Annotated in this window: 17 protein-coding genes; 9 read left to right on the forward strand and 8 right to left on the reverse strand. The window is 75.3% G+C overall.

The genetic code is table 11. The features are described from left to right. Positions 1-40 precede the first annotated feature (40 nt). Together Ae717Ps2_RS12745 and Ae717Ps2_RS12750 are read right to left on the reverse strand one after the other, a co-directional pair. The gene (locus tag Ae717Ps2_RS12745) at positions 41-1,897 is read right to left on the reverse strand and encodes a sugar phosphate isomerase/epimerase and 4-hydroxyphenylpyruvate domain-containing protein (RefSeq protein WP_075333427.1); all 1,857 of its coding nucleotides are present in this window, start codon (positions 1,895-1,897) and stop codon (positions 41-43) included. Further along, positions 1,887-2,819 (reverse strand): shikimate dehydrogenase, encoded by a 933-nt coding sequence (locus Ae717Ps2_RS12750; protein WP_083695915.1) that lies wholly within the window; start codon positions 2,817-2,819, stop codon positions 1,887-1,889. Before Ae717Ps2_RS12750 ends, Ae717Ps2_RS12745 begins: the two co-directional genes overlap by 11 nt. 141 nt (positions 2,820-2,960) lie before the next feature. On the opposite strand from Ae717Ps2_RS12750, the gene Ae717Ps2_RS12755 reads away from it, so the two are divergent. Further along, positions 2,961-3,617 carry a TetR/AcrR family transcriptional regulator gene (locus Ae717Ps2_RS12755; protein WP_020624247.1) on the forward strand — a complete coding sequence of 219 codons (657 nt, stop codon included), beginning with the start codon at positions 2,961-2,963 and terminating at the stop codon, positions 3,615-3,617. A 233-nt stretch (positions 3,618-3,850) separates the two neighbouring features. Continuing rightward, positions 3,851-5,215, forward strand: coding sequence for an MFS transporter (locus tag Ae717Ps2_RS12760; RefSeq protein WP_075333428.1), 1,365 nt, complete (start codon positions 3,851-3,853; stop codon positions 5,213-5,215). A gap of 29 nt (positions 5,216-5,244) precedes the next feature. Here Ae717Ps2_RS12760 and Ae717Ps2_RS12765 read toward each other — a convergent pair whose 3' ends face one another. Next, positions 5,245-6,150, reverse strand: coding sequence for a LysR family transcriptional regulator (locus Ae717Ps2_RS12765; protein WP_075306400.1), 906 nt, complete (start codon positions 6,148-6,150; stop codon positions 5,245-5,247). A gap of 81 nt (positions 6,151-6,231) precedes the next feature. Here Ae717Ps2_RS12765 and Ae717Ps2_RS12770 point away from each other — a divergent pair, with 81 nt between their 5' ends. Beyond that, positions 6,232-7,980, forward strand: a complete 1,749-nt coding sequence (locus Ae717Ps2_RS12770; protein ID WP_075311800.1) for an acyclic terpene utilization AtuA family protein — start codon at positions 6,232-6,234, stop codon at positions 7,978-7,980. Further along, entirely contained in the window at positions 7,977-9,593 is a 1,617-nt protein-coding gene (locus tag Ae717Ps2_RS12775) for a CoA transferase (RefSeq protein WP_083702353.1), read from the forward strand. The genes Ae717Ps2_RS12770 and Ae717Ps2_RS12775 overlap by 4 nt, the downstream gene beginning before the upstream one ends. On the opposite strand, the gene Ae717Ps2_RS12780 is transcribed toward Ae717Ps2_RS12775, so the two are convergent. Next, complete coding sequence (locus Ae717Ps2_RS12780) at positions 9,511-10,479, reverse strand: DUF368 domain-containing protein (protein WP_075306398.1); 969 nt, start codon at positions 10,477-10,479, stop codon at positions 9,511-9,513. The two genes, Ae717Ps2_RS12775 and Ae717Ps2_RS12780, sit on opposite strands and share 83 nt — an antisense overlap. Before the next feature lie 150 nt (positions 10,480-10,629). On the opposite strand from Ae717Ps2_RS12780, the gene Ae717Ps2_RS12785 reads away from it, so the two are divergent. The 4 genes from Ae717Ps2_RS12785 to Ae717Ps2_RS12800 all read left to right on the forward strand — a co-directional run bounded on the left by Ae717Ps2_RS12785 (position 10,630) and on the right by Ae717Ps2_RS12800 (position 14,351). Further along, complete coding sequence (locus Ae717Ps2_RS12785; protein ID WP_075306396.1) at positions 10,630-11,304, forward strand: DUF4232 domain-containing protein; 675 nt, start codon at positions 10,630-10,632, stop codon at positions 11,302-11,304. Positions 11,305-11,386: 82 nt separating this feature from the next. After that, on the forward strand, positions 11,387-13,090 hold the full coding sequence (locus Ae717Ps2_RS12790) for an ABC-ATPase domain-containing protein (RefSeq protein WP_075306394.1): 1,704 nt from the start codon (positions 11,387-11,389) through the stop codon (positions 13,088-13,090). 53 nt (positions 13,091-13,143) lie between these two features. Further along, a complete protein-coding gene (locus tag Ae717Ps2_RS12795) occupies positions 13,144-14,001 on the forward strand; it encodes an NAD(P)-dependent oxidoreductase (RefSeq protein WP_075333429.1) in 858 nt (285 codons plus the stop codon). A gap of 152 nt (positions 14,002-14,153) precedes the next feature. Next, positions 14,154-14,351 (forward strand): hypothetical protein, encoded by a 198-nt coding sequence (locus Ae717Ps2_RS12800; RefSeq protein WP_075306392.1) that lies wholly within the window; start codon positions 14,154-14,156, stop codon positions 14,349-14,351. Between the two features lie 4 nt (positions 14,352-14,355). Here Ae717Ps2_RS12800 and Ae717Ps2_RS12805 read toward each other — a convergent pair whose 3' ends face one another. The 3 genes from Ae717Ps2_RS12805 to Ae717Ps2_RS12815 all read right to left on the reverse strand — a co-directional run bounded on the left by Ae717Ps2_RS12805 (position 14,356) and on the right by Ae717Ps2_RS12815 (position 17,846). After that, entirely contained in the window at positions 14,356-15,366 is a 1,011-nt protein-coding gene (locus Ae717Ps2_RS12805) for a 3-methyladenine DNA glycosylase (protein WP_369804836.1), read from the reverse strand. A 72-nt stretch (positions 15,367-15,438) separates the two neighbouring features. Then, positions 15,439-16,500, reverse strand: a complete 1,062-nt coding sequence (locus Ae717Ps2_RS12810) for a hemolysin family protein (protein ID WP_075306390.1) — start codon at positions 16,498-16,500, stop codon at positions 15,439-15,441. Next, positions 16,497-17,846 carry a hemolysin family protein gene (locus Ae717Ps2_RS12815; RefSeq protein WP_075334256.1) on the reverse strand — a complete coding sequence of 450 codons (1,350 nt, stop codon included), beginning with the start codon at positions 17,844-17,846 and terminating at the stop codon, positions 16,497-16,499. Before Ae717Ps2_RS12815 ends, Ae717Ps2_RS12810 begins: the two co-directional genes overlap by 4 nt. Positions 17,847-18,183: 337 nt before the next feature. Here Ae717Ps2_RS12815 and coaA point away from each other — a divergent pair, with 337 nt between their 5' ends. Next, complete coding sequence (coaA, locus tag Ae717Ps2_RS12820; RefSeq protein ID WP_075311794.1) at positions 18,184-19,113, forward strand: type I pantothenate kinase; 930 nt, start codon at positions 18,184-18,186, stop codon at positions 19,111-19,113. Here coaA and Ae717Ps2_RS12825 read toward each other — a convergent pair. After that, positions 19,085-20,200: a M20/M25/M40 family metallo-hydrolase gene (locus Ae717Ps2_RS12825; protein WP_075306388.1), complete on the reverse strand. Its 1,116-nt coding sequence runs from the start codon at positions 20,198-20,200 to the stop codon at positions 19,085-19,087. The genes coaA and Ae717Ps2_RS12825 overlap by 29 nt on opposite strands. Positions 20,201-20,210: the final 10 nt, after the last annotated feature.

The following is a 20,210-nucleotide window of genomic DNA, read 5'->3' on the forward strand; positions in this document are numbered from 1 at the left end:
CTCCCCTCCGCGACCGACGCCGGGACGGTAGCGGCGCCGCTCAGGCCCGGGCGAGCCGGGACCGGCGATGGGCCGCCATCCGCACCGGGGCGTCGGCCCAGCCGTGCCCGTCGTGGCCGCCGGTGCGCTGCACCAGGGCCAGGAACAGGCGGCCGCCGAGCAGCTCGGTGCACACCTGCAGGTAGTCGCCGGCGGCGTCGCGGTCGTGCAGGACGCCGAGCTCCCGGTAGACCGCGACGGTCGCCGCGGGCAGGTCGAGGCGGGCGGCAAGGTCGTCGTGGTAGTTCGCCGGGACCGGGAGCAGCGGTACCCCGGCCGCCCGCGCGGCGGCCGCGGTGGCGAGCACGTCGTCGCAGGCCAGGGCCACGTACTGCGGGTCGGCGACGGCCGGGCTCCACCCGCCGCGGCGCAGCACCGACACGGTCAGGGCGAGCCGGACGCTGCGGTCCGGGTCGGCCAGCGCGCGGCTGCGGACCAGCCCGAACGGGGCCGCGTACTCGCCGTCGCCGACGGTGTCGAGGCCGAGCACGGCGCGGTGGAACAGGACCGCCTCGTCGAACGCGTCGTAGGGCTGGGTGAGCCCGATGTGGTCGATGCCGGTGATCCCGGTGCCGGGGGAGCGGGGCTCGTCGACGGCGACGAAGTCGTGCGGCCAGGCCCGTCCGGCGTCGCCGTCGGTGCGGCACAGGAACACCGCGGTGCCGTCGGGGGCGGTGATCCCGGCGAGCTCGGCCTCCCCGGGCCCGGTGACCCGGGGGACGGGGGCGGCGCACAGCCGGGCCGCGCGGCGGGCGGCGGCAGCGGGGTCGGCGGACTCGACGGCGATCGCGGCGACCGCGCCGGTGCCGTCGCCCGCCGCGTTCACCAGCAGCCGGGCGTCGCCCTGTTCGAAGCGTTCGACCTGCTTGGTGCGGTGCACCCCGGTGCGGCTGAACCCCAGGGCGCGCAGCACCCGCCCGAGCTCCGGGCCCGCGGTGAGCTCGACGAACGCCGTCCCGCGCAGGGCCGGCGCCGCGGTGCCCACGGGATCGGTCCCGGCGCCGGCCCGTGCGGTGGCCTCGGCGAGCGCGATCAGCGAGCGGCGGGCGTCGACGGCGGTGCGGACCGGGTCGGACTGGCGGAAGACGTCGTTGAACACCTCCAGCGACAGCGGTCCGCTGTACCCGGCCCTCAGCACGGGGGCGAGGAACGCGGGCAGGTCGAACCCGCCCTGGCCGGGGAACAGCCGGTGGTGACGGCTCCAGGACAACACGTCCATCGACAGCTCACGGGCGTCGGCGAGCTGGAGGAAGAACAGCTTGTCGCCGGGGACGTCGGCGATCGGAGCGGGGTCCGAGCCGCGGGCGAGGATGTGGAAGGAGTCCAGGCACAGGCCGAGCGCGGGGTGGTCCGCGGCGCGCACGGCGTCCCAGGAGGCGTCCCAGGTGTCGACGTGCCGGCCCCAGGCGAGCGCCTCGTAGGCGACGCGCAGCCCGCGCTCGTGGGCCCGGTCGGCGAGGGTGTGCAGCTGGGTGGCGAGCAGGTCGGCGTCGGTGGCGGGGTCGACGGCGTCGGGGGACACCGAGGAGCACACCAGCACGGTGTCGGCGCCGAGACCGGCCATGACCTCGAAGGTCGCGTCCGCGCGGCGCAGGTTCGCGGCGAACCGGGCGGGATCGGTGGAGTCGATGTCGCGCAGCGGCTGGTACAGGTCCACCGACAGGCCCAGGTCGCGGCAGCGGGCACCGATCCCGGCGGGGGACTCGGGGTCGGCGAGCAGGTCCGGCGCGAAGATCTCGACCCCGTCGAACCCGGCGGTCGCGGCGGCGGCGAGCTTGTCCTCCAGCGTGCCGGACAGGCAGACCGTGGCCAGCGACAGGCGCGCGGGCCCGTGCGGGGGGCGGGGCTCAGGCGACACGGGCCGCCGCCTGCTCGGCGGTGACGAGCTCGGCCAGGTGGGCGAGCATCCGCGCCGGATCCGGTGTGGCGCCGGTGAACAGCCGGAACGCCTCCGCCGCCTGGTGCACGGCCATCGCGCCGCCGTCGACGGTGTGGCAGCCCGCGGCGCGGGCGGCGGCGAGCAGTGCGGTGTCCAGCGGCCGGTAGACGATCTCGGCGACCCACGGACGGGTGGCGAGCAGCGCGGGGTCGAGGGGGAGGCCGGGGTGCTCGGCCATCCCCGTCGGGGTGGCGTGCACGAGGCCGTCGGCCCCCGGGAGCAGCGCGGACAGTGCGGGCAGCGGGTGTCCGGTGGCGTGCGCGCCGGGGGACAGGTGCGGGGTCACCGACGCGGCGAGTGCGGCGGCGCGGGCACCGTCGACGTCGACGATCTGCAGGACGCCGACGCCCTCGCGGGCCATGGCGTAGGCGGCCGCGGCACCGGCACCCCCGGCGCCCAGCAGCACGACGCGCCCGGTCGCGGCGCCGGGCAGCCCGGCCCGCCAGCCGTCGCGGAAGCCGGTCCAGTCGGTGTTGTGCCCGGTCAGCGCCCCGTCCGCACCGATGACGACGGTGTTGACCGCGCCGATCGCGGCGGCGTCCGGGGCGAGGACGTCGAGGTGGCCGATCACCCGCTGCTTGCAGGGGTGGGTGACGTTGACCCCGGCGTAGCCCTGCGCGCGGGCCAGGGCGAGCAGGTCGCCGACGGCGTCGGGGTCGCGCCCGAGGACGTCGAGGTCGAAACGCGTGTAGGTCAGGTCCAGGCCGTGCGCGGCGCCCTCGCGCTCGTGCAGGGCGGGGGACAGCGACGGACCGATGCCGGCGCCGATCAACCCCGTCCGCACCCGTGTGCCGGTTGCGGTGGCGTCGGTCTCGCGCCGGGTCTCGTTGCTGCTCCGCACGGATCCCTCCTCGGATCTATGTACCGTACGGTTAGTTATACGGGACGGTGGGTCCGTCGGCCAGGGGGAACGGCCGACGATCCGTAGAGTCCGGGGCGCCACCGGGATCCCGGTGGCGCGGACCGGTGGAGGGGGGCCGCAGTGGCGGCGGTACCGGAGGAGGGCGTCCGGCAGCGCGACGCCGAGCGCACCCGCACCGAGATCCTGGACGAGGCGACCGCGGAGTTCGCCGACCGGGGCCTCGCCGGGGCGCGGGTCGACGAGATCGCCGCGCGCACCCGGACCACCAAGCGGATGCTCTACTACTACTTCGGCTCGAAGCAGGGTCTCTACCTGGCCGTTCTCGAACGCGCGTACACCGGGATCCGGGCGCTGGAGCAGCAGCTGTCGGTGTCGGACCTCAACCCGGCACGGGCGGTGCGGGCGGTCGCGGAGCTCACCTTCGACCACCACGAGGCGCACCCGGACTTCATCCGGCTGGTCGCGATCGAGAACATCCACCACGCCGAGCACCTGCGCTCCTCCCCGCTGCGCGCGGGGCTCGCCGGGCCCGCGCTCGGCGTGCTCGATTCCATCCTCGCCCGCGGCCGGGAGGCCGGGTTGTTCCGCGACGACGTCGACGCCTTCGACGTCCACGTGCTGATCAGCTCGTTCTGCGTGTTCCGGGTGGCCAACCGGCACACCGTCTCGGCCATCTTCGACCGTGACCTGCTGGACCCGCAGCGGCGCGGGCACTACCGCCGCATGGTCGGTGACCTGGTCGTGGAGTACCTGACCGCCCGTGTGGGGCAGGACTGACGGCGGAGCCGACGGCAGGGGCCCGTGGCAGGCGCCCGGCAGGACCGACCGCAGGGTCGACGGAGAACCCCTGGCGGGGTGACCGCGCCGGCGTCCATCCGGCTCTTGACACGCCTCGCGCCGCAACTCACTATTCGGTACCTAACCAGACGGTACATAGACGAGCGGCTCGCCGCCCGGGCCGTCGACCGCGTCATCAAGTGCCTGCAACGTCGCACACGCCGGGAGCCACCGTGAGCCAGCAACCGTCCGCCGCCGCGCCGAGCGCGCCGGAGGCGCAGCCGAAACGGGCCGCCCTGGCCGCGTGGGTCGGCAGCGCCCTGGAGTACTACGACTTCTTCATCTACGGCACCGCTGCGGCGCTGGTGTTCAACAAGGTGTTCTTCCCCGACTCGAGCCCGGTGGCCGGCACGCTGCTGTCGCTGGCGACCTTCGGTTTCGGCTACGTCGCCCGCCCGCTCGGCGCGGTGCTGTTCGGACACATCGGGGACCGGTTCGGCCGCAAGAAGGTCCTGGTCTCGACGCTGATGATGATGGGCGTCGCGACGCTGGCGATCGGCTTCCTGCCGACCTACGGCCAGGTCGGCGTGCTCGCGCCGGTGCTGCTGGTGACCTGCCGGCTGCTGCAGGGCCTGTCCGCGGGCGGAGAGCAGGCCAGCGCCAACTCGATGACGCTGGAGCACTCGCCCCAGCACCGGCGTGCGTTCTTCACCAGCTTCACCCTGTCCGGCACCCAGGGCGGGCAGATCATCGCGACCGCGGTGTTCCTGCCGATCGCGCTGCTCCCGGAGGAGGCGCTGCTGTCCTGGGGCTGGCGGGTGCCGTTCTGGGCGAGCGTGCTGGTGATGGTCGCCGGTGTGCTGATCCGGCGCACCCTGCACGAGACCCCGGTCTTCGCGACGGAGGTGGCCGACACCGAGGGGTCCCCGCGGGCCGCGGAGCAGCTCCCGATCGCCGCGCTGTTCCGTGACCACTGGCCGAACCTGCTGCGCGTCAGCCTCGCCGCGACCGTCGCCTCGGTCAGCACCCTGATGACGGTCTTCGCGCTGTCCTTCGCGGTGAACACCGTGGGCCTGGAGCGCTCGACGATGCTGTGGGTCGTCGTCAGCGCGAACGTCGTGGCCCTGGCCGCGATCCCGCTGTTCGCCACGCTGTCCGACCGGGTCGGACGCCGCCCGGTGTTCGTCGCGGGCGCACTGGGCAGCGCGGTCCTGCTCGCCGTCTACCTGTGGGCGGTGTCCACCGGCGAGTACCTGTTCGTGTTCGGCGCGGGCATCCTGCTCTCCGGGGTGGTCTACAGCGCGGCCAACGGTGTCTGGCCCTCGTTCTACGGGGAGATGTTCCCGGCCAAGGTCCGCCTGACCGGCATGGCCGTCGGCACCCAGATCGGCTTCGCGTTCGGCGGTTTCGCCCCGACCATCGCCGCCGCGCTGGCCGAGAACAGCGTCACCGGCTGGCTGCCGGTCGCCGTCTTCGGCGCCGTGATCTGCCTGGTCGCGGCGGCGTCGGCCTGGTCGGCCCGGGAGACCGCGCACCAGACCCTCGACGAGATCGAGGCCGGGTTCGGGACCCGCGACCGGGCCCCGGCCCACGTCTGACCGACCGCACCGCAGCGGGGCCCGTGGCGTCACGCCACGGGCCCCGCCGGCGTCCCGGCCGCGGCCGCGAGCAACCCGACGACGTCGCCGGGGTCGGCGGCCCGGTCGGTGCGCCACACCGCGTCGGTGCCCAGCCGCACCTGCGCCCCGGTCACCGGCAGCACGTGCACGGGCTCCCCGACGAACGCCTTGTGCGTCGCCCCCGACCCCAGTCCGACCAGCGTGAACGCCTCCCCGGAGGCGACGACGTGGGTCAGGTCGCCGGGGTTGTGGGTGTCGAGCTCGATCCGCCGGTGCACCCCGTGGCGGGCCAGCAGCTCCCCGGTGGCCCGGTAGACCGACGGGGCGGCGTCGTAGCGGATGGACACGTACGGCAGGTCCGCCAGCTCCTCCAGGGCGACCTCGGTCCGGTCGTCGAAACCCCGCCCGTGCCCGACGGCGACGGCGGCCGGCCGGGTCTCCACCCGTCGTGCACTCAGCCCGGGGTCGTCGACGGCGCCGTGCACGAACGCCAGGTCCAGCTCGCGCCGGGCGACCGCGCGGGCCAGCTCCGCGGAGGTGCCGGGGCGGATCCGCACCGCCAGCTCCGGACGCGCGGCCCGCAGACGCTCCAGGAAGCCGTCGCGGACCGCCGCCGTCACGTCCGGGGCCATCCCCACCACGACGACCGGATGCCCGTCGGCGGCGGCGAGCGCGCCGGGCAGCGCCTCGACCCGGGCGACGATGTCCCGGGCCCGCGGCAGCAGTGCCCGCCCGGCCGCGGTCAGCGCCATCCCGCGCGCGGACCGGGTGAACAGCGGCGCGCCGAGCTCCCGCTCCAGGTCGCGGACCCGTCGCGACAACGGCGACGCGGCCAGGTGCAGCCGGGCCGCCGCCCGCGTCAGGTTCAGCTCGTCGGCGACGGCGAGGAAGTAGCGCAGATGGAACAGCTCCACGGGGCATGACCCTAGAGGTCACGCCCAGGTGCGGTCATCGGTCCTGGTCGCGGCCCTGACCGGCGGCCTACCGTGACCGGCATGGCCTCCCGTCCCGTGCGTATCGCGAACGTGTCCGGCTACCTCGGCGACCGGTACACCGCCGTCGACGAGGCGATGGCCGGGGACCCGGTCGACGTCCTGATGGGCGACTACCTCGCCGAGATCACCCTCGCCGCGCTCGCCGCCGCGGCCGGGCGCGGCGGCCCCGGCTACGTCGCCTACGCCCTCGACCAGCTCACCCCGCACCTGCCCGAGATCGCCCGCCGCGGGATCCGGGTCGTCACCAACGCGGGCGGCTTCGACCCGGCCGGGATGGCGCAGGAGCTGCGCGACCGGATCGCGGCGGCCGGGCTGTCGCTGCGGGTCGCCCACGTCGCCGGGGACGGGGTGTTCGATCGGCTCGCCGACTTCCACGCCGACGGCCACGGGCTCGAGCATCTCGACACCGGGGCCCCGCTCAAGGACTGGGGGTTCGCCCCGATCACCGCGAACGCCTACCTCGGCGGGTTCGGGATCGCCGCCGCGCTGGCCGCCGGCGCGGACGTCGTCGTGACCGGGCGGGTCACCGACGCCTCGCTGACCGCGGGGCCGGCGGCCTGGTGGCACGGCTGGGGCCCCGACGACGTCGACGCCCTGGCCGGGGCGGTGACCGCCGGGCACGTCATCGAGTGCGGCGCGCACGCCACCGGCGGCAACTTCTCCGGCTTCCGCTCGGTGCCCGGCATGCTGCGCCCCGGGTTCCCGATCGCCGAGGTCGCCGCCGACGGCTCCTCGGTGATCACCAAGCACGCCCGCGACGGCGGCACGGTCACCGTCGACACCGTCACCGCGCAGCTGCTCTACGAGATCCAGGGCCCGCGCTACCTGAACCCCGACGTCACCGTGCACCTGGACACCGTGCGGCTGAGCCAGCAGGGACCGGACCGGGTCGCGATCGGTCCGGTCACCGGGTCCCCGCCGCCGCCGACGGCGAAGGTCGCGGTGTTCGCCCCCATCGGCTACGAGATCTCCACGATGCTGTTCTGCACCGCTCCCGACGTCGAGGGCAAGGTGGAGCTGCTGCGCAACCAGCTGCGCGCGGCGCTGGAGGGCCACGTCGACACCCTGGAGGTCACCCCGCTCGGCGTCGCGGCGGTCGACCCGCCGACCCAGTGGGCGGCGACCGTCCCGATCCGGGTGATCGCGACCGCCCGCGAGAAGGAGCCGCTGGTCCGGTTCTCCCCGGCCGTCGGGTCGCTGTACCTGCAGGGCTTCCCCGGGTTCCACCACGACGGGCACGCGCCGCGGGCGTCGCAGCCGTGGCCGCGGATCGAGTACTGGCCGGCGCTGCTGGAGTCCGCGCTGCTCGACCACCACGCCGTCCTCGACGACGGCAGCCGGGTCGAGGTCCCCCGCGCCTCGCGGACGGCGACCCCCGACGAGACCGCACAGCCGGTGCACCCGGAGCCGGACCTGCCCGCGCCGACCGGCCCGCCCGTCGAGCTGGGCGAGTACACCTGGGCGCGGGCCGGGGACAAGGGCGGCAACGCCAACGTGGGCGTCTGGTGCCGCGACCCCGCGCACTGGGACTGGCTGCGTGCCACGCTGACCACCGAGCGGGCGGCCGCGCTGCTCCCCGAGGCCGGGGGCCGCATCGTCCGCCACGAGTTCCCGCACCTGCGCGCGGTGCACCTGGTGCTCGTCGGGCTGCTCGGCTCGGGCGGCTCGGCCAACCTGCGCGTGGACCAGATCGGCAAGTCCGTGGGCGAGTACCTGCGGGCCAAACACGTGGGAGGACCCACCGCATGACCACCCCCGCCGCTGCCACTGCCGGTGACGCCACTGCCGGTGACGCCACTGCCGGTGACGCCACTGCCGGTGACGCCACTGCCGGTGACGCCACTGCCGGTGACGCCACGGCCGGTGACGCCACGGCCGAGCGCATCCTCGCGAACGTCGCGTCCCCCGCGACCGACGACGCCTTCGACCCCGGCGCCGCGCTCGACGGGCTGCTGGGCTGCGTCGGGATGAGCGGCGCCGACGCCGGGGGGCGGGTCGCGTTCGTCGGTGCCGACCCGGTCGTGCCCAGCGCGCTGCGCCTCGGGGGCGGTGCGGCCGTCGCGCTCGCCGCGAAGTCGGTCGGGATGGCCGCGGTGCACCGCGACCGCGGCGGCGACGGCCAGGACGTCACCGTCGACGTCCGGCGCGCCCCGCACCGGCTCTGCCCGTTCTACGACCGCCGCTGGGAGCTGGTGAACGGGTACCCGGCCGCCAGCCCGGCGATCACCTCGCAGGCGCTGGGGTTCTCGTTCCACCGCACCCGCGACGACCGCTGGGTGATGCCGCTCAACCCCTACCCCGCGCTGCGGGCCCGGGCCGAGACCTTCCTCGGGGCCCCGGAGAGCGGCGTCGCCGACGCGATCGCCCGGTGGGACGCCGCCGAGCTGGAGGAGGCCGCGAGCGATGTCGGCATCGTCATGCCGATGGCCCGTACCCCCGGCGAGTGGCTCGCGACCGAGCAGCACGCGGCGCTGGCCGGCACCCCGCCGATCACCCTGCGCCGCATCGGCGACGCCCCGCCCGAGCCGTTCCCGCAGCGCCGCCGCGCCGACCTCCCGCTGGACGGGCTGCGCGCGCTCGGGATGGGCCACGTCATCGCGGGTGCCGGGACCGGGCGGGCGCTGGCCCTGCACGGCGCGGACGTGCTGAACATCTGGCGCCCCACGGAGTTCGAGCACGACAGCACCTACGTCACCGCGAACGTCGGCGTCCGGTCCGCCACGGTGGACCCGCACACCGCCGACGGCGCCGCGCTGCTGCGCGGGCTGCTCGCCGACGCCGACGTGTTCTACGCCAACCGCCGCCCCGGCTACCTGGCCCGGCTCGGGTTGTCCGCAGAGGAGGCCGCCGCGGTGCGGCCGGGCATCGTGCACGCGACGAACACCCTGCACGGGCCGGTCGGGCCGTGGGCGCACCGCGTCGGGTTCGACCAGTCCGCGGGCACCCTGGTCGGGATGATGACCCTGGAGGGCGGCTCGGCCACCGACCCGACGGTGACGCCCCGGCTCTCGCCGATCCTGGTCGTCAACGACTACATCGTGTCCTGGCTGACCGCCGCCGGGATCGCCGCGGCCCTGCGCCGCCGCGCGGTGGAGGGCGGGTCCTGGGCGGTGGAGGTGTCGCTGGCCCGGGCCGCGCTCTGGATGCTGGAGCTCGGGGTGCTCGACCTCGGCTACGCCCGCGAGGTCGCGGGCACCGGGGAGCGGCACGCCTACCCCGCCCCGGAGACGTTCACCGCGCAGACCCCGCTCGGGCACTACCAGGGGGTGACCGACCAGGTCACGATGAGCGCGACGCCGGGGGAGTACCGCACGGTGCTCGTCCCGCGCGGCTCCGGGCGTCCGGAGTGGCTGCCCCGCTGAGGCCGGGGGCCGCCGCCCCGTCGACCCGCCGCTCGACGGCCATGATCGTCAGGACGAGCGCGGCACCCGCCGCGGCCGGCAGCAGCATCCACCACCAGCCCGGGTCGGGTGCCAGCACTCCGCGGGCGTCGTCCTGCCAGGGCCACAGCGCCCGCAGCGCCCCCAGCAGCACGCCGGTCATGATCACCATGAGGGTGCGGCGGTGGTGCTCCAGCAGCCAGGTCAGCACCGACACGAAGCTCACGAGCCCGACCACGGCGCCGAGCCCGAACACCGCGACGTAGGCCAGGTCCAGGTCGCGCACCGCACGCAGGGTCGGCTCGTAGAGCCCGAACACCAGCAGCAGGAACGAGCCGGAGAACCCCGGCAGCACCAGCGCGCACACCGCGACCGCCGCGGCCAGCCCGACCAGGAGCATCGGCGGGCGGCCGTCGCCGACGACCGGGGGGAGCCCACTGACGGCGAACGTCGCCGCGAACGCGACGACGACCAGCGCCCACTCCCGCAGCCCGCGCAGCCGCCCGGTGATCCGCAGGGGGACCACCACCGACGCGGCGACCATCCCCAGGAACACCGCCCGGGCGCCGACGGGGTGGTCCTCGATCAGCCCCGGGAGGACCTGCGACGCCGCCAGGACCGCCAGCGCCATGCCCAGCGCCACGGGCACCAGCAGGCCCCGGTCCAGCCGTCGCAGCTCCTCGCGGGGCGTCACGTCACCGCCCGCCGCGCCCGGCAGCAACGCCCGGGCCGCGCCGACGAGGTGCGCGCCCTGGGCGATCAGGCGTTCGTAGATCCCGACGACCAGCGCCATGGTCCCGCCGCTGACCCCCGGGATGGTCTCGACCACGCCGATCGCGGCCCCACGGGCCAGATGAACAACGGACATACGCGACAACACGGGCCAGGACGGTACCGACCGGGCGACGAACGGCGACAGACGGGTGAACTCTCGTTCGCATCACCAAGGATCGGGGCAACCGGTTGCGTGCCGATACGTCCGAGGAGACGTACGCACCATGACGATCGGGGGACTGACATGGACGGGTACGTCCTGCACCGCACCGCCCGCTGGGCCGTGACCATCGCCGCCTGCGGAGCGGTGCTCGCCGGCTGCGGGGGCGGCGGCGACTGGCCGACCGCCGCCGGCTCCGGCGGCACCGCCACGCCGCCGAGCACCGCCGCACCGACCACGAGCACCCCGGTGTCCGACGCCGGGAACACCGGGGGCGGCGCCGGTGCCGGCGGCGCGCACACCGGAACCGGGGGGACCGAGGCGGGCGGCGACGAGCGCTGCCACACCTCCGAGCTGGCCGGCTCGGTCGCGGCCGACCCGGGCGGCGGTGCCGCGGGCTCGTCGTACGTGACGCTGACGCTGCGCAACCAGAGCGGCCGCACCTGCTACCTGCGCGGCTTCCCCGGCGTGTCCTACGTCGGCGGCGACGACGGCCACCAGATCGGCCCGGCCGCCGCGATGCAGGGCGGGCACGGCGACCCGGTCCGGCTCGCCCCGGGCGGGAGCGCCGGTGCGACACTGCGGGTGGTGAACGTGCGCAACTTCGACGAGGCCGCCTGCCGCCCGACGGCGGTGCGCGGACTGCGCGTCTACCCGCCCGGCGAGACCGACTCGCTGTTCGTCCCGATGGAGGGCACCGGCTGCGCCGCCACCCCGCCCGGGGACCAGCTGGTGATCCAGGCGTTCACCGCTCGCTGATCCGCGTCCGGGCCCGGTCCGCCGCGGACCGGGCCCCGCGGGGCCACTGGCGGTCGCCACGACGTGGAGGAGACGACCCCGCATGACCCCGCACGAGCGCTCGGCCACGCCCCGACGTCGCGGCGACGTCGCGGCTCTCGGCCCCCGGCTCCACGACCTCGACGGAGCGTCCTACCGCTCCTACAAGGACCTCACCGGCGTCTGGACGGGGGAGCACGGCTACGACCTCGAGATCCGGACGGTGCAGGCCGACCCGTTCGCGCCGCCGTCGCGGCTGCGGGTGACCGTGCCCGCCCGGACCGCCGGGCTGCCGCCCGGCCTGTACGACGGGCCCGTGCGGGCGCGTGCCCTCGCCGGGTTCCTGGCCCGCGCACTGCGCCGGGCCCTGGAGCGCAGCACCGTGCGGATCGATGCGGGTGGCCAGGAGGTGCTCGACCGCAGCGCGGTCCGCATCCGGCCCGACGGGACGGTCGTCGCCGAGGTGTCGGTGCCGCTGCCCGGCCGGGGTCGGCGGATCGACGGCCGGGCAGCGGCCGCGGAGGTCACGGTCGCGCTGCCGCGCGCGGTGCTGGGGGCGTTGCGCTGGGAGACCGCTGACACCGACGCCGCCGAGGAGTTCGTGGAGACCGTCGTCGACGCCGGTGCCCTGCGCGACGCGCTGGCCGGTCGCGGCCTGGTCGGGTTCGTCGCCGACGGCGCGGTGCTGCCGCGCGCCTCCGGCGTCGACGACCGGCCGCTGGTGGGCGGGGTGCCATTCGTCTCCCCGCCGGAGCTGCGCGTGAACCTGGAGGTCCCGCACCGCGGCACGGTGACCGGCATGGGCGTCCCCGAGGGCGTCACGCTGATCGTCGGCGGCGGCTACCACGGCAAGTCCACGCTGCTGCGTGCGCTGGAGAACGGCGTGTACGACCACGTCCCCGGCGACGGTCGCGAGCTCGTCGTCGCCCGCGCCGACGCGGTGTCGGTGCGCGCCGAGGACGAGCGCTCGGTGCAGCGCGTCGACGTGTCGGCCTTCGTCACCGGCCTGCCGTCCGGGAACCCCACCGACGACTTCTCCACGGAGTCGGCGTCCGGCTCGACCTCGCAGGCCGCCGCCACGGTGGAGGCGCTGGAGGCCGGCGCCGGCGTGCTGCTGATCGACGAGGACACCGCAGCCACCAACGCCATGATCCGCGACGACCGGATGCGCGCGCTGATCCCGGCCGAGCCGCTGGTCCCGTTCGCCGAGCGGGTCCGGCCGCTGCACCGCGGGCACGGGGTGTCCACCGTGCTCGTCATGGGCGGCTCGGGGGAGTACCTCGACCGCGCCGACACCGTGATCCTGCTGCAGGACTACGTCGCCTCCGAGGTCACCGGCCGGGCCCGGGAGATCGCCGGACGGGCCGACGAGGCGACCGACACCGCGTTCCCGGCGTTCGCCCGCCGCGAGTTCGACCCCCGCAGTGTGGACGCCTCGGTACGTGGGCGTCGCAGGATCACCGCCCGCGGCCGCGGGCGGCTCACCTTCGGCGCCGACGACATCGACCTGTCCGCGGTGGCCCAGCTCGCCGACCCCGGCCAGACCACCGGCGTCGGGTACGCCCTGGCCGCCCTCGACCTGCGTGGGGTCACCCTCGCCGCGGCATTGGAGCGGCTGGAGGAGGCCGTGCGCCACGGCGGGACCGACGCGATCACCCGGGGCGCCCCGGTGGACGTCGCGGTGCCGCGACGGCACGAGGTCGCGGCCGCGCTGAACCGGTTGCGACCCGCACGTGTGACGCACCTCCACAGAAACGGTCAGGGCTGACTGTTAGAGTGCCTCCGAGCACGTGCACCGACGCACCGTCACCGGAGGACCCCATGACCGAGACCGCCCAGCGGGACCTGAACGGCCGCACCATCGTCATGTCCGGCGGCAGCCGCGGCATCGGCCTCGCGATCCTGCTCGCCGCCGCCCGCCGCGGCGCGAACGCCGTCATCCTGGCCAAGACCGACCAGCCCGACCCGCGCCTGCCCGGGACCGTGCACACCGCGGTCGCCGAGATCGAGCAGGCCGGGGGCAAGGCCGTCGCCGTCGTCGGGGACGTGCGGGTCGAGGCGGACGTGGAACGCGCCGTCGCCACCGCCGCCGAGACCTTCGGCGGCGTCGACATCGTCGTCAACAACGCCAGCGCGCTGAACATCAGCGGCACCGCCGACGTGACGCCCAAGCGCTACGACCTCATGCAGTCGATCAACTCGCGCGGCACCTACCTGCTGACCCGGACCGCGCTGGACCACCTCAAGGCCTCCGACGACGCGCAGGTCCTCACCCTGTCCCCGCCGATCAACCTCGACCCGAAGTGGCTCGGCGCGTTCCCGCCCTACATGCTCTCCAAGTACGGCATGTCGCTGCTGACCCTGGGCTGGGCGCACGAGTTCGCCGGCGACGGCATCCGGGCCAACTGCCTGTGGCCGCGCACCACCATCGCGACCGCGGCCGTGACGAACCTGCTGGGCGGCGACCAGGTCGCCGGGCGTGTCCGCACCCCCGAGATCATGGCCGACGCGGCCCTGGCGATCCTGACCGATCCGGCGCGCCCCACCGGGCACACCTTCATCGACGACGAGGTGCTCGCCGCGCACGGCGTCACCGACCTCACCCCCTACGGCGACTCCGAGCACAACGACATCGACTTCTTCCTCGAGGGCACCGACCCGGCCGACCTGCCGGTGTGAGCCCTGCCGGTGTGAGTCCCGCACGGCTCCCATCGGTGACCGGTTGACCCCATCGGGTGACATCGGGAACCGCCGGGAGTCCGCGGGCGACCTCTCCCGACGGCGCGGGCACACCGCCCGCGACACCCGGACCGACGACGAGGAGCACCCGAGTGCGACACATCGCCACCTTCTGCGGCAGCTGCAACTGCGGATGCCCCGAGCTGTTCGTCGACGACGCGGCCGTCCCGGAGAAGCGGATCGTGATCACCGACGACTTCGGCCAGCGCGTGCAGATGAGCGTCGACCAGTTCGCCGACCTCGTCGCCTCGGCGCGCAACGGCGTGCTGGACGAGCTCGTCGCGGGCTGAGCCGCTACGCGGTCGCGGGGCCGCCGGGCACCGTCCCGGCGGCCCCGTCGTCCGTGTGCGGGCCGCCGAGGGGGCCCTCGGCGGGGTGGCCGGCCGGGTGGTCGGGTGTCCCGGCGAGCCGGCCCGCGAGGTCGGCCAGCGCGTCGCGCAGCGGCGCGGCGCGCTCGCTGAACCCGGCCTGGGCGCGGGCGTACTCGGCGCGTCCGGCGGGTGTCTCGATCCGCACCGGGTCGAACCCGTGGCCGGACAGGTCGTAGGGGGAGGCGCGCATGTCCAGCTCGCGGACGTCCGCGGCGAGGGCGAAGCAGTCGGCGACAATCTCCGACGGCACCGCCGGGGCGAGCTTGTAGGCCCACTTGTAGAGGTCCATCGTCGCGTGCAGACAGCCCGGCTGCTCCATCTCGACCTGCCGCTCGCGGGTGGGCACGAGCTCATTGCGCGGGGCCGCGGCGTCGGTGAAGAACCGGTAGGCGTCGTAGTGGGTGCAGCTGATCCGCGCCGACTCGACGACGGCGTCGGTGCCCGCCCGCCCGAGACGCAGCGGCACCGTGTCCCGGTGCCGGACGTCGTCGGTGCGGTAGACCATCGCCCACTCGTGCAGGCCGAAGCAGCCCAGCCGGGGCGGCCGGGACCGGGTCGCGACCAGCAGCCGGTGCACGAACGCCGCGGTCGTCCGCAGCCGCTGCGGGGCCGCCGCGGGGTCGAACAGGACCGTGCCGTCGGGCCGGGTGACGTGGCCGGGGCGGTCGGCGAGTTCCGCGGCGTCGGCGAGCGCGACGCCGGGGCCCGGGTCCCAGCGCTCCAGCTGGGCGGGGCGGTGGGAGTAGTAGGTGAACAGGAAGTCCCACACCGGGTGCGGCTCGCCGCGCCGTCGCCGCTCCCGGTGCGGACCGGTCCAGGCCGCGACCCGCTCGCGGTGGGCCGCCGCCCGTGCCCGCCAGGTCGCGCCGTCGAGGACGGGCACGGTGGCGGTCGGGGCGCAGACGCTCGGGGTCGGCCCGGACGCGGTCGACACAGGCGGGGTAGGCCGGGCTGAGGTCGGCACGGACGGGGGCGGCACGGTGTCCGACGGTACGACGCGCGCGGGTCAGGCCGGGGTGCCGGGGGCGTGGGTGGCGTCGCGGACGCTGCCCACGAACGCCTCGGTGAGGTCCTCCATGGTGACCACGCCGACGGTGGTGTCGTGCTCGTCGACGGCGCGGGCCAGGTGTGCCCGGGCGGCCCGCAGCGTGGCGAGCGCCTCGTCGAGGCGGGCCGAGGCCGGGACCGACGGCAGGCTGCGGACGCGCTGCGGTGGGATCGTCGCGGACTCGGCGTCGGCGAGATCCAGCACGTCCTTGACGTGCAGGTACCCGGTCAGCCTGCCCTGTGCGCCGCGGATCGGGAACCGTGAGTACCCGGTCCGCTCGACGGCCTCGGTGAGCGCGGAGACCGTCGTCGTCCCGCCGGGGCCGGCGTCGAGGCACACCAGGTCCTCCAGTGCGACGACGACGTCGGAGACGGTCGCCTCCGCCGAGGACAGGGTCCGCTCGATCCGCGAGCTCTCCGAGTCGTCGAGCAGGCCCTCACGGCGCGAGTCGCCGAGCATCTCGGCGAGCTCGCCGGTGGTGAACGCGGTCTCCAGCTCGTCGCGCGGGGTCACCCCGACCAGGCGCAGGGTGGCGTTGGCCATCGCGTTGAACAGGTCGATGAACGGGCGGGTGACCCGGGTCCACACCAGGAACGGGGGGACCAGCAGGATCGCCGCGCGCTCCGGTCCCGCGATCGAGATGTTCTTCGGCACCATCTCGCCGAGCATCATGTGCGCGACGACGACGATCATCAGCGACACCGCGAACGCGACCGGGTAGGCGAACGACTCCGGCACCCCGACCGCCTCGAGCGGTCCGTCGATGAGGTGCGCCACGGCCGGCTCGCCGAGCCGGCCGAGCAGCAGCGACGCGATGGTGATGCCCAGCTGGGAGGCCGCGAGCATCCGGGACAGGTCGTGCGAGGCGTCGAGGACCCGCTGCGCCCCGGCGGAGCCGGCGTCGGCCATGGCCTCCAGGCGGTCCTTGCGGCCGGAGATCAGCGCGAACTCCGCGGCGACGAAGAAGGCGTTCACCCCGAGCAGGGCGACGGCGGCGAGCAGTGCGAGCAGGTCGTTCACGCCGGCACCGTCCCGTGCCCGGCGGTGCGGTCGGCGCTGCGCTGCACACGGATCTCGGCGACCCGGTTGCGGTCGCGGCGCAGGACCTCCAGCGTCCACCCGTCGACCTCGACGGTGTCGCCGACGTCGGGGATCCGGCCCAGCCGGGCCACGACCAGCCCGGCGAGGGTCTCGTAGCCCCCGTGCGGCATGCGGAACCCGGTCACCTCGTCCACCTCGTCGTCGCGCATCAGGCCGGACAGCGCCCAGACCCCGTCGCCGAGGCGGCGCACCCGGTTCTGCTCGCCGCGGTCGTGCTCGTCGCGGACGTCGCCGAGGATCTCCTCCACCAGGTCCTCCATGGTCACCAGACCGGCGGTGCCGCCGTACTCGTCGACGACGACGGCGGTCTGCAGTCCCGCCGCCCGCAGCCGGGTCATGAGTTCGTCGCCGTCCAGCGACGACGGCACCGTCTCGACCGGCCGGGCCAGGTCCCGCACGGCGGTGCCGGCGCGGCGGGCCGGCGGCACCGAGAACGCCTGCTTGACGTGCACCAGGCCCAGCGGGACGTCCGGGTCGCCGTCCACGACCGGGAACCGGGAGAACCCGGAGCGGCGGGCCAGCGCGACCAGGTCGGTGACGGTGTCGGTGGCGTCGATGGTCTCCACCCGCACCCGCGGGGTCATCAGATCCTCGGCGACGCGGTCGGTGAAGCGCAGCGAGCGCTCCAGCAGCACCGCGGTGCCCGGGTCGATGCTGCCGCTCTCGGCGCTGGCCCGCACCAGCGAGCTCAGCTCACCGGGTGAGCGGGCCGAGCGCAGCTCCTCGGCCGGTTCGATGCCGAGCCGGCGCACGATGGCGTTGGCCGCACTGTTCAGACCGGTGATGAGCCAGCGGAACGCCGAGGCGAACCCGGCCTGCAGCCACACCACCGAGCGCGCCACCTCCATCGGGTGGGCGATCGCGAGGTTCTTCGGGACCAGCTCGCCGAACACCATCGACAGCACCGTCGCCAGGACCAGCGACAGCACGGTCGCGGTGCCCGAGGCGATCCCGGCCGGCAGACCGACGGCCTCCAGGACCGGCCGGATCAGCTCGGCGACGGCGGGCTCGGCGATGTAACCGGTGGCCAGGGTGGTGGCGGTGATCCCGAGCTGGCAGCCCGACAGCTGGAACGACAGCCCGGCGTGCGCCCGCTGCACCGCGCGGGTGCGGCGGTCGTCCCGGCGGGCGACGGCGGCGTCGATGCGGCTGCGTTCGAGCGCGGTGAGCGAGAACTCCGAGGCGACGGACACGGCGGTTCCCAGGGTGAGCGCGGCGACCGCGAGCAGCCCGAGGACGGAGAGCAGGACGGACACGGAGCTCATGGCCTCCATCGGGGAGAAACGGTGCACGACGATACGGCGGCCGCGCCGGGACCGCGCGCCGGGAGCTGCGAGTCGGGCAGCTGCGAGTGACGTCACGGCGTCCCGACGGTGATCCCGGCCGTGACCGGGGTCTAGGTTGGTCAGCCATGACCACGGCGACGTCGCCCTCCGCACCGTCCCCCGCGCCACCGGGCTCCCCGGACGGCGGTCGGGTGCCGGTGAGCGGGGCCCCGACCGCAGCGCACCGGTGAGCGCACCGCAGCCGACGCCCCCGTCGGAGCGCGCGTCCCCCGCGGCCGCGACGCACCCGCAGTACGGCGGCCGGCGCAGCTCGGGCCTGGCCCGGGGGAGCGCCTCACCGTTCGTCGACTTCGACCGCCGCTCCTGGTCGCAGCTCGCGTCGTCGACGACGGTGCCGCTGTCGGCCCAGGAGCTCGACCAGCTGCGCAGCTACGGCGACTTCGTCGACCTCGACGAGGTCCGCGAGGTCTACCTGCCGCTGTCGCGGCTGCTGAACCTGCACGTCGAGGAGGGCGGTCGGCTCTACCGGGCCTACCGGCGCTTCCTCGGCTCGGGCGGGGCCCGGACCCCGTTCGTGATCGGGATCGCGGGCTCGGTCGCGGTCGGGAAGTCGACCACCGCGCGGCTGCTGCGCCTGCTGCTCGCCCGCTCCCCGGAGCACCCCGACGTGCAGCTGGTCACCACCGACGGGTTCCTCTACCCCAACGCCGAGCTGCAGGCCCGCGGGCTGATGGAGCGCAAGGGCTTCCCGGAGTCCTACGACCGCCGCAAGCTGCTGCGGTTCGTCTCCGAGATCAAGGGCGGCCGCCCCGAGGTCACCGCCCCGGTCTACTCGCACCTGGTCTACGACATCGTCCCCGACGAGCAGCTCGTCGTCCGCAGCCCCGACATCCTCATCGTCGAGGGGCTCAACGTGCTCCAGCCCGCGGTCGCGGGCGCGCTGACCGTGTCGGACTTCATCGACTTCTCCGTCTACGTCGACGCCGCCACCGCCGACGTGCGCCGCTGGTACGTGGAGCGTTTCCTGCGGCTGCGCCAGACCGCGTTCCGGGACCCGCAGTCGTTCTTCCGCCGCTACGCCGAGCTCGACCACGACGCGGCCGTGGCACGGGCCGAGCACATCTGGGCGACGATCAACCAGCCCAACCTGGAACAGAACGTGCTGCCCACCCGCTCGCGGGCCAGCGCGGTGCTGACCAAGGGCCCGAACCACGACGTCACGCGGGTGCGGCTGCGCAAGCTCTGACCAGGGCCGTGGTGAGGGCCTCGGCCGCCTCGTCGACCCGGGCCGCGGAGCAGGTCTCGTCGGTGACGTGGGCCAGCTCGGGGTCGCCGGGCCCGTACACCAGCACCGCCGGGTCCCCGAGCGCGGGGACCAGCACCGACGCGTCGGTGAAGTAGGACGCGAACGCCGCCGGTCCGTCGTGGCCGAGCGCGGTGGCGGCCGCCCTGGCCCGCGGGTCGGCCGGATCGGTGCCGACGGCGGGCAGGTCCAGGCGCACCTCGACGTGCGGGACGCCGCGGTGGGGTGTCCCGGTGAGCGCGGCGCGGGCGACCGTGGCCACCTCGTCGCGGGCCGCGGCGGCGTCGAGGCCGGGCACCAGACGCAGGTCGACCTCCAGCTCGGCGCGGTCGGGCACCAGGTTGGGCTGCAGTCCGGCGTGCAGCGTCCCGGGGTTGGCGGTGGCGGCGCCGTGCGTCGCGCTGACGGGCCAGGTGTGGTCGTGCAGCGCAGCGGCCACCCGCCCGAGCGCGACGAGTGCGTTGTCGCCCAGCTCCGGGCGCGACCCGTGGGCGCTCACCCCGTGCTGCACCAGCCGCAGCCACAGCACGCCCTTGTGGCCGTGCAGCACCCGGTTCGCGGTCGGCTCGGCCACCACCAGCAGTGGCGACGGCTCCAGGCCGGTGAGCAGCCGGGCGCCGTCGCCGCCGGTCTCCTCGCCGAAGGTGAACACCAGCTGCAGCGGGGTCGCCGGGGTGCTGCGCAGTGCCGCGACGACGAGCGCGGCCACCCCGGCCTTCATGTCGGTGCTGCCGCGCCCGCGCAGCCGCCCGTCGACGACGTCACCGGCATGCGGGTCGAACGACCAGCCGGCCGGGTCGGCGGGGACGGTGTCGAGGTGCCCGGTGAGGGTGACGGGTGGGCGGCCGTCGCCGCGGCGGGCCACCAGGTTCGCCCGTGCCGGGTCGGCCGGGTCGGGCTCGGTCCGTACGGTGAATCCGCCGTCGTCGAGCAGGCCCGCGAGGGCGTCGGCGGCCGCGCGCTCGCCGCCGCCCCGGGTGTCGAGGGCGATCAGCGAGCCGGCGAGCGCGACGGGGTCGGGGATCTCCATCCCCGCGACC

It is taken from the genome of Pseudonocardia sp. Ae717_Ps2 (assembly GCF_001932475.1).
Taxonomy (GTDB): Bacteria; Actinomycetota; Actinomycetes; order Mycobacteriales; family Pseudonocardiaceae; genus Pseudonocardia.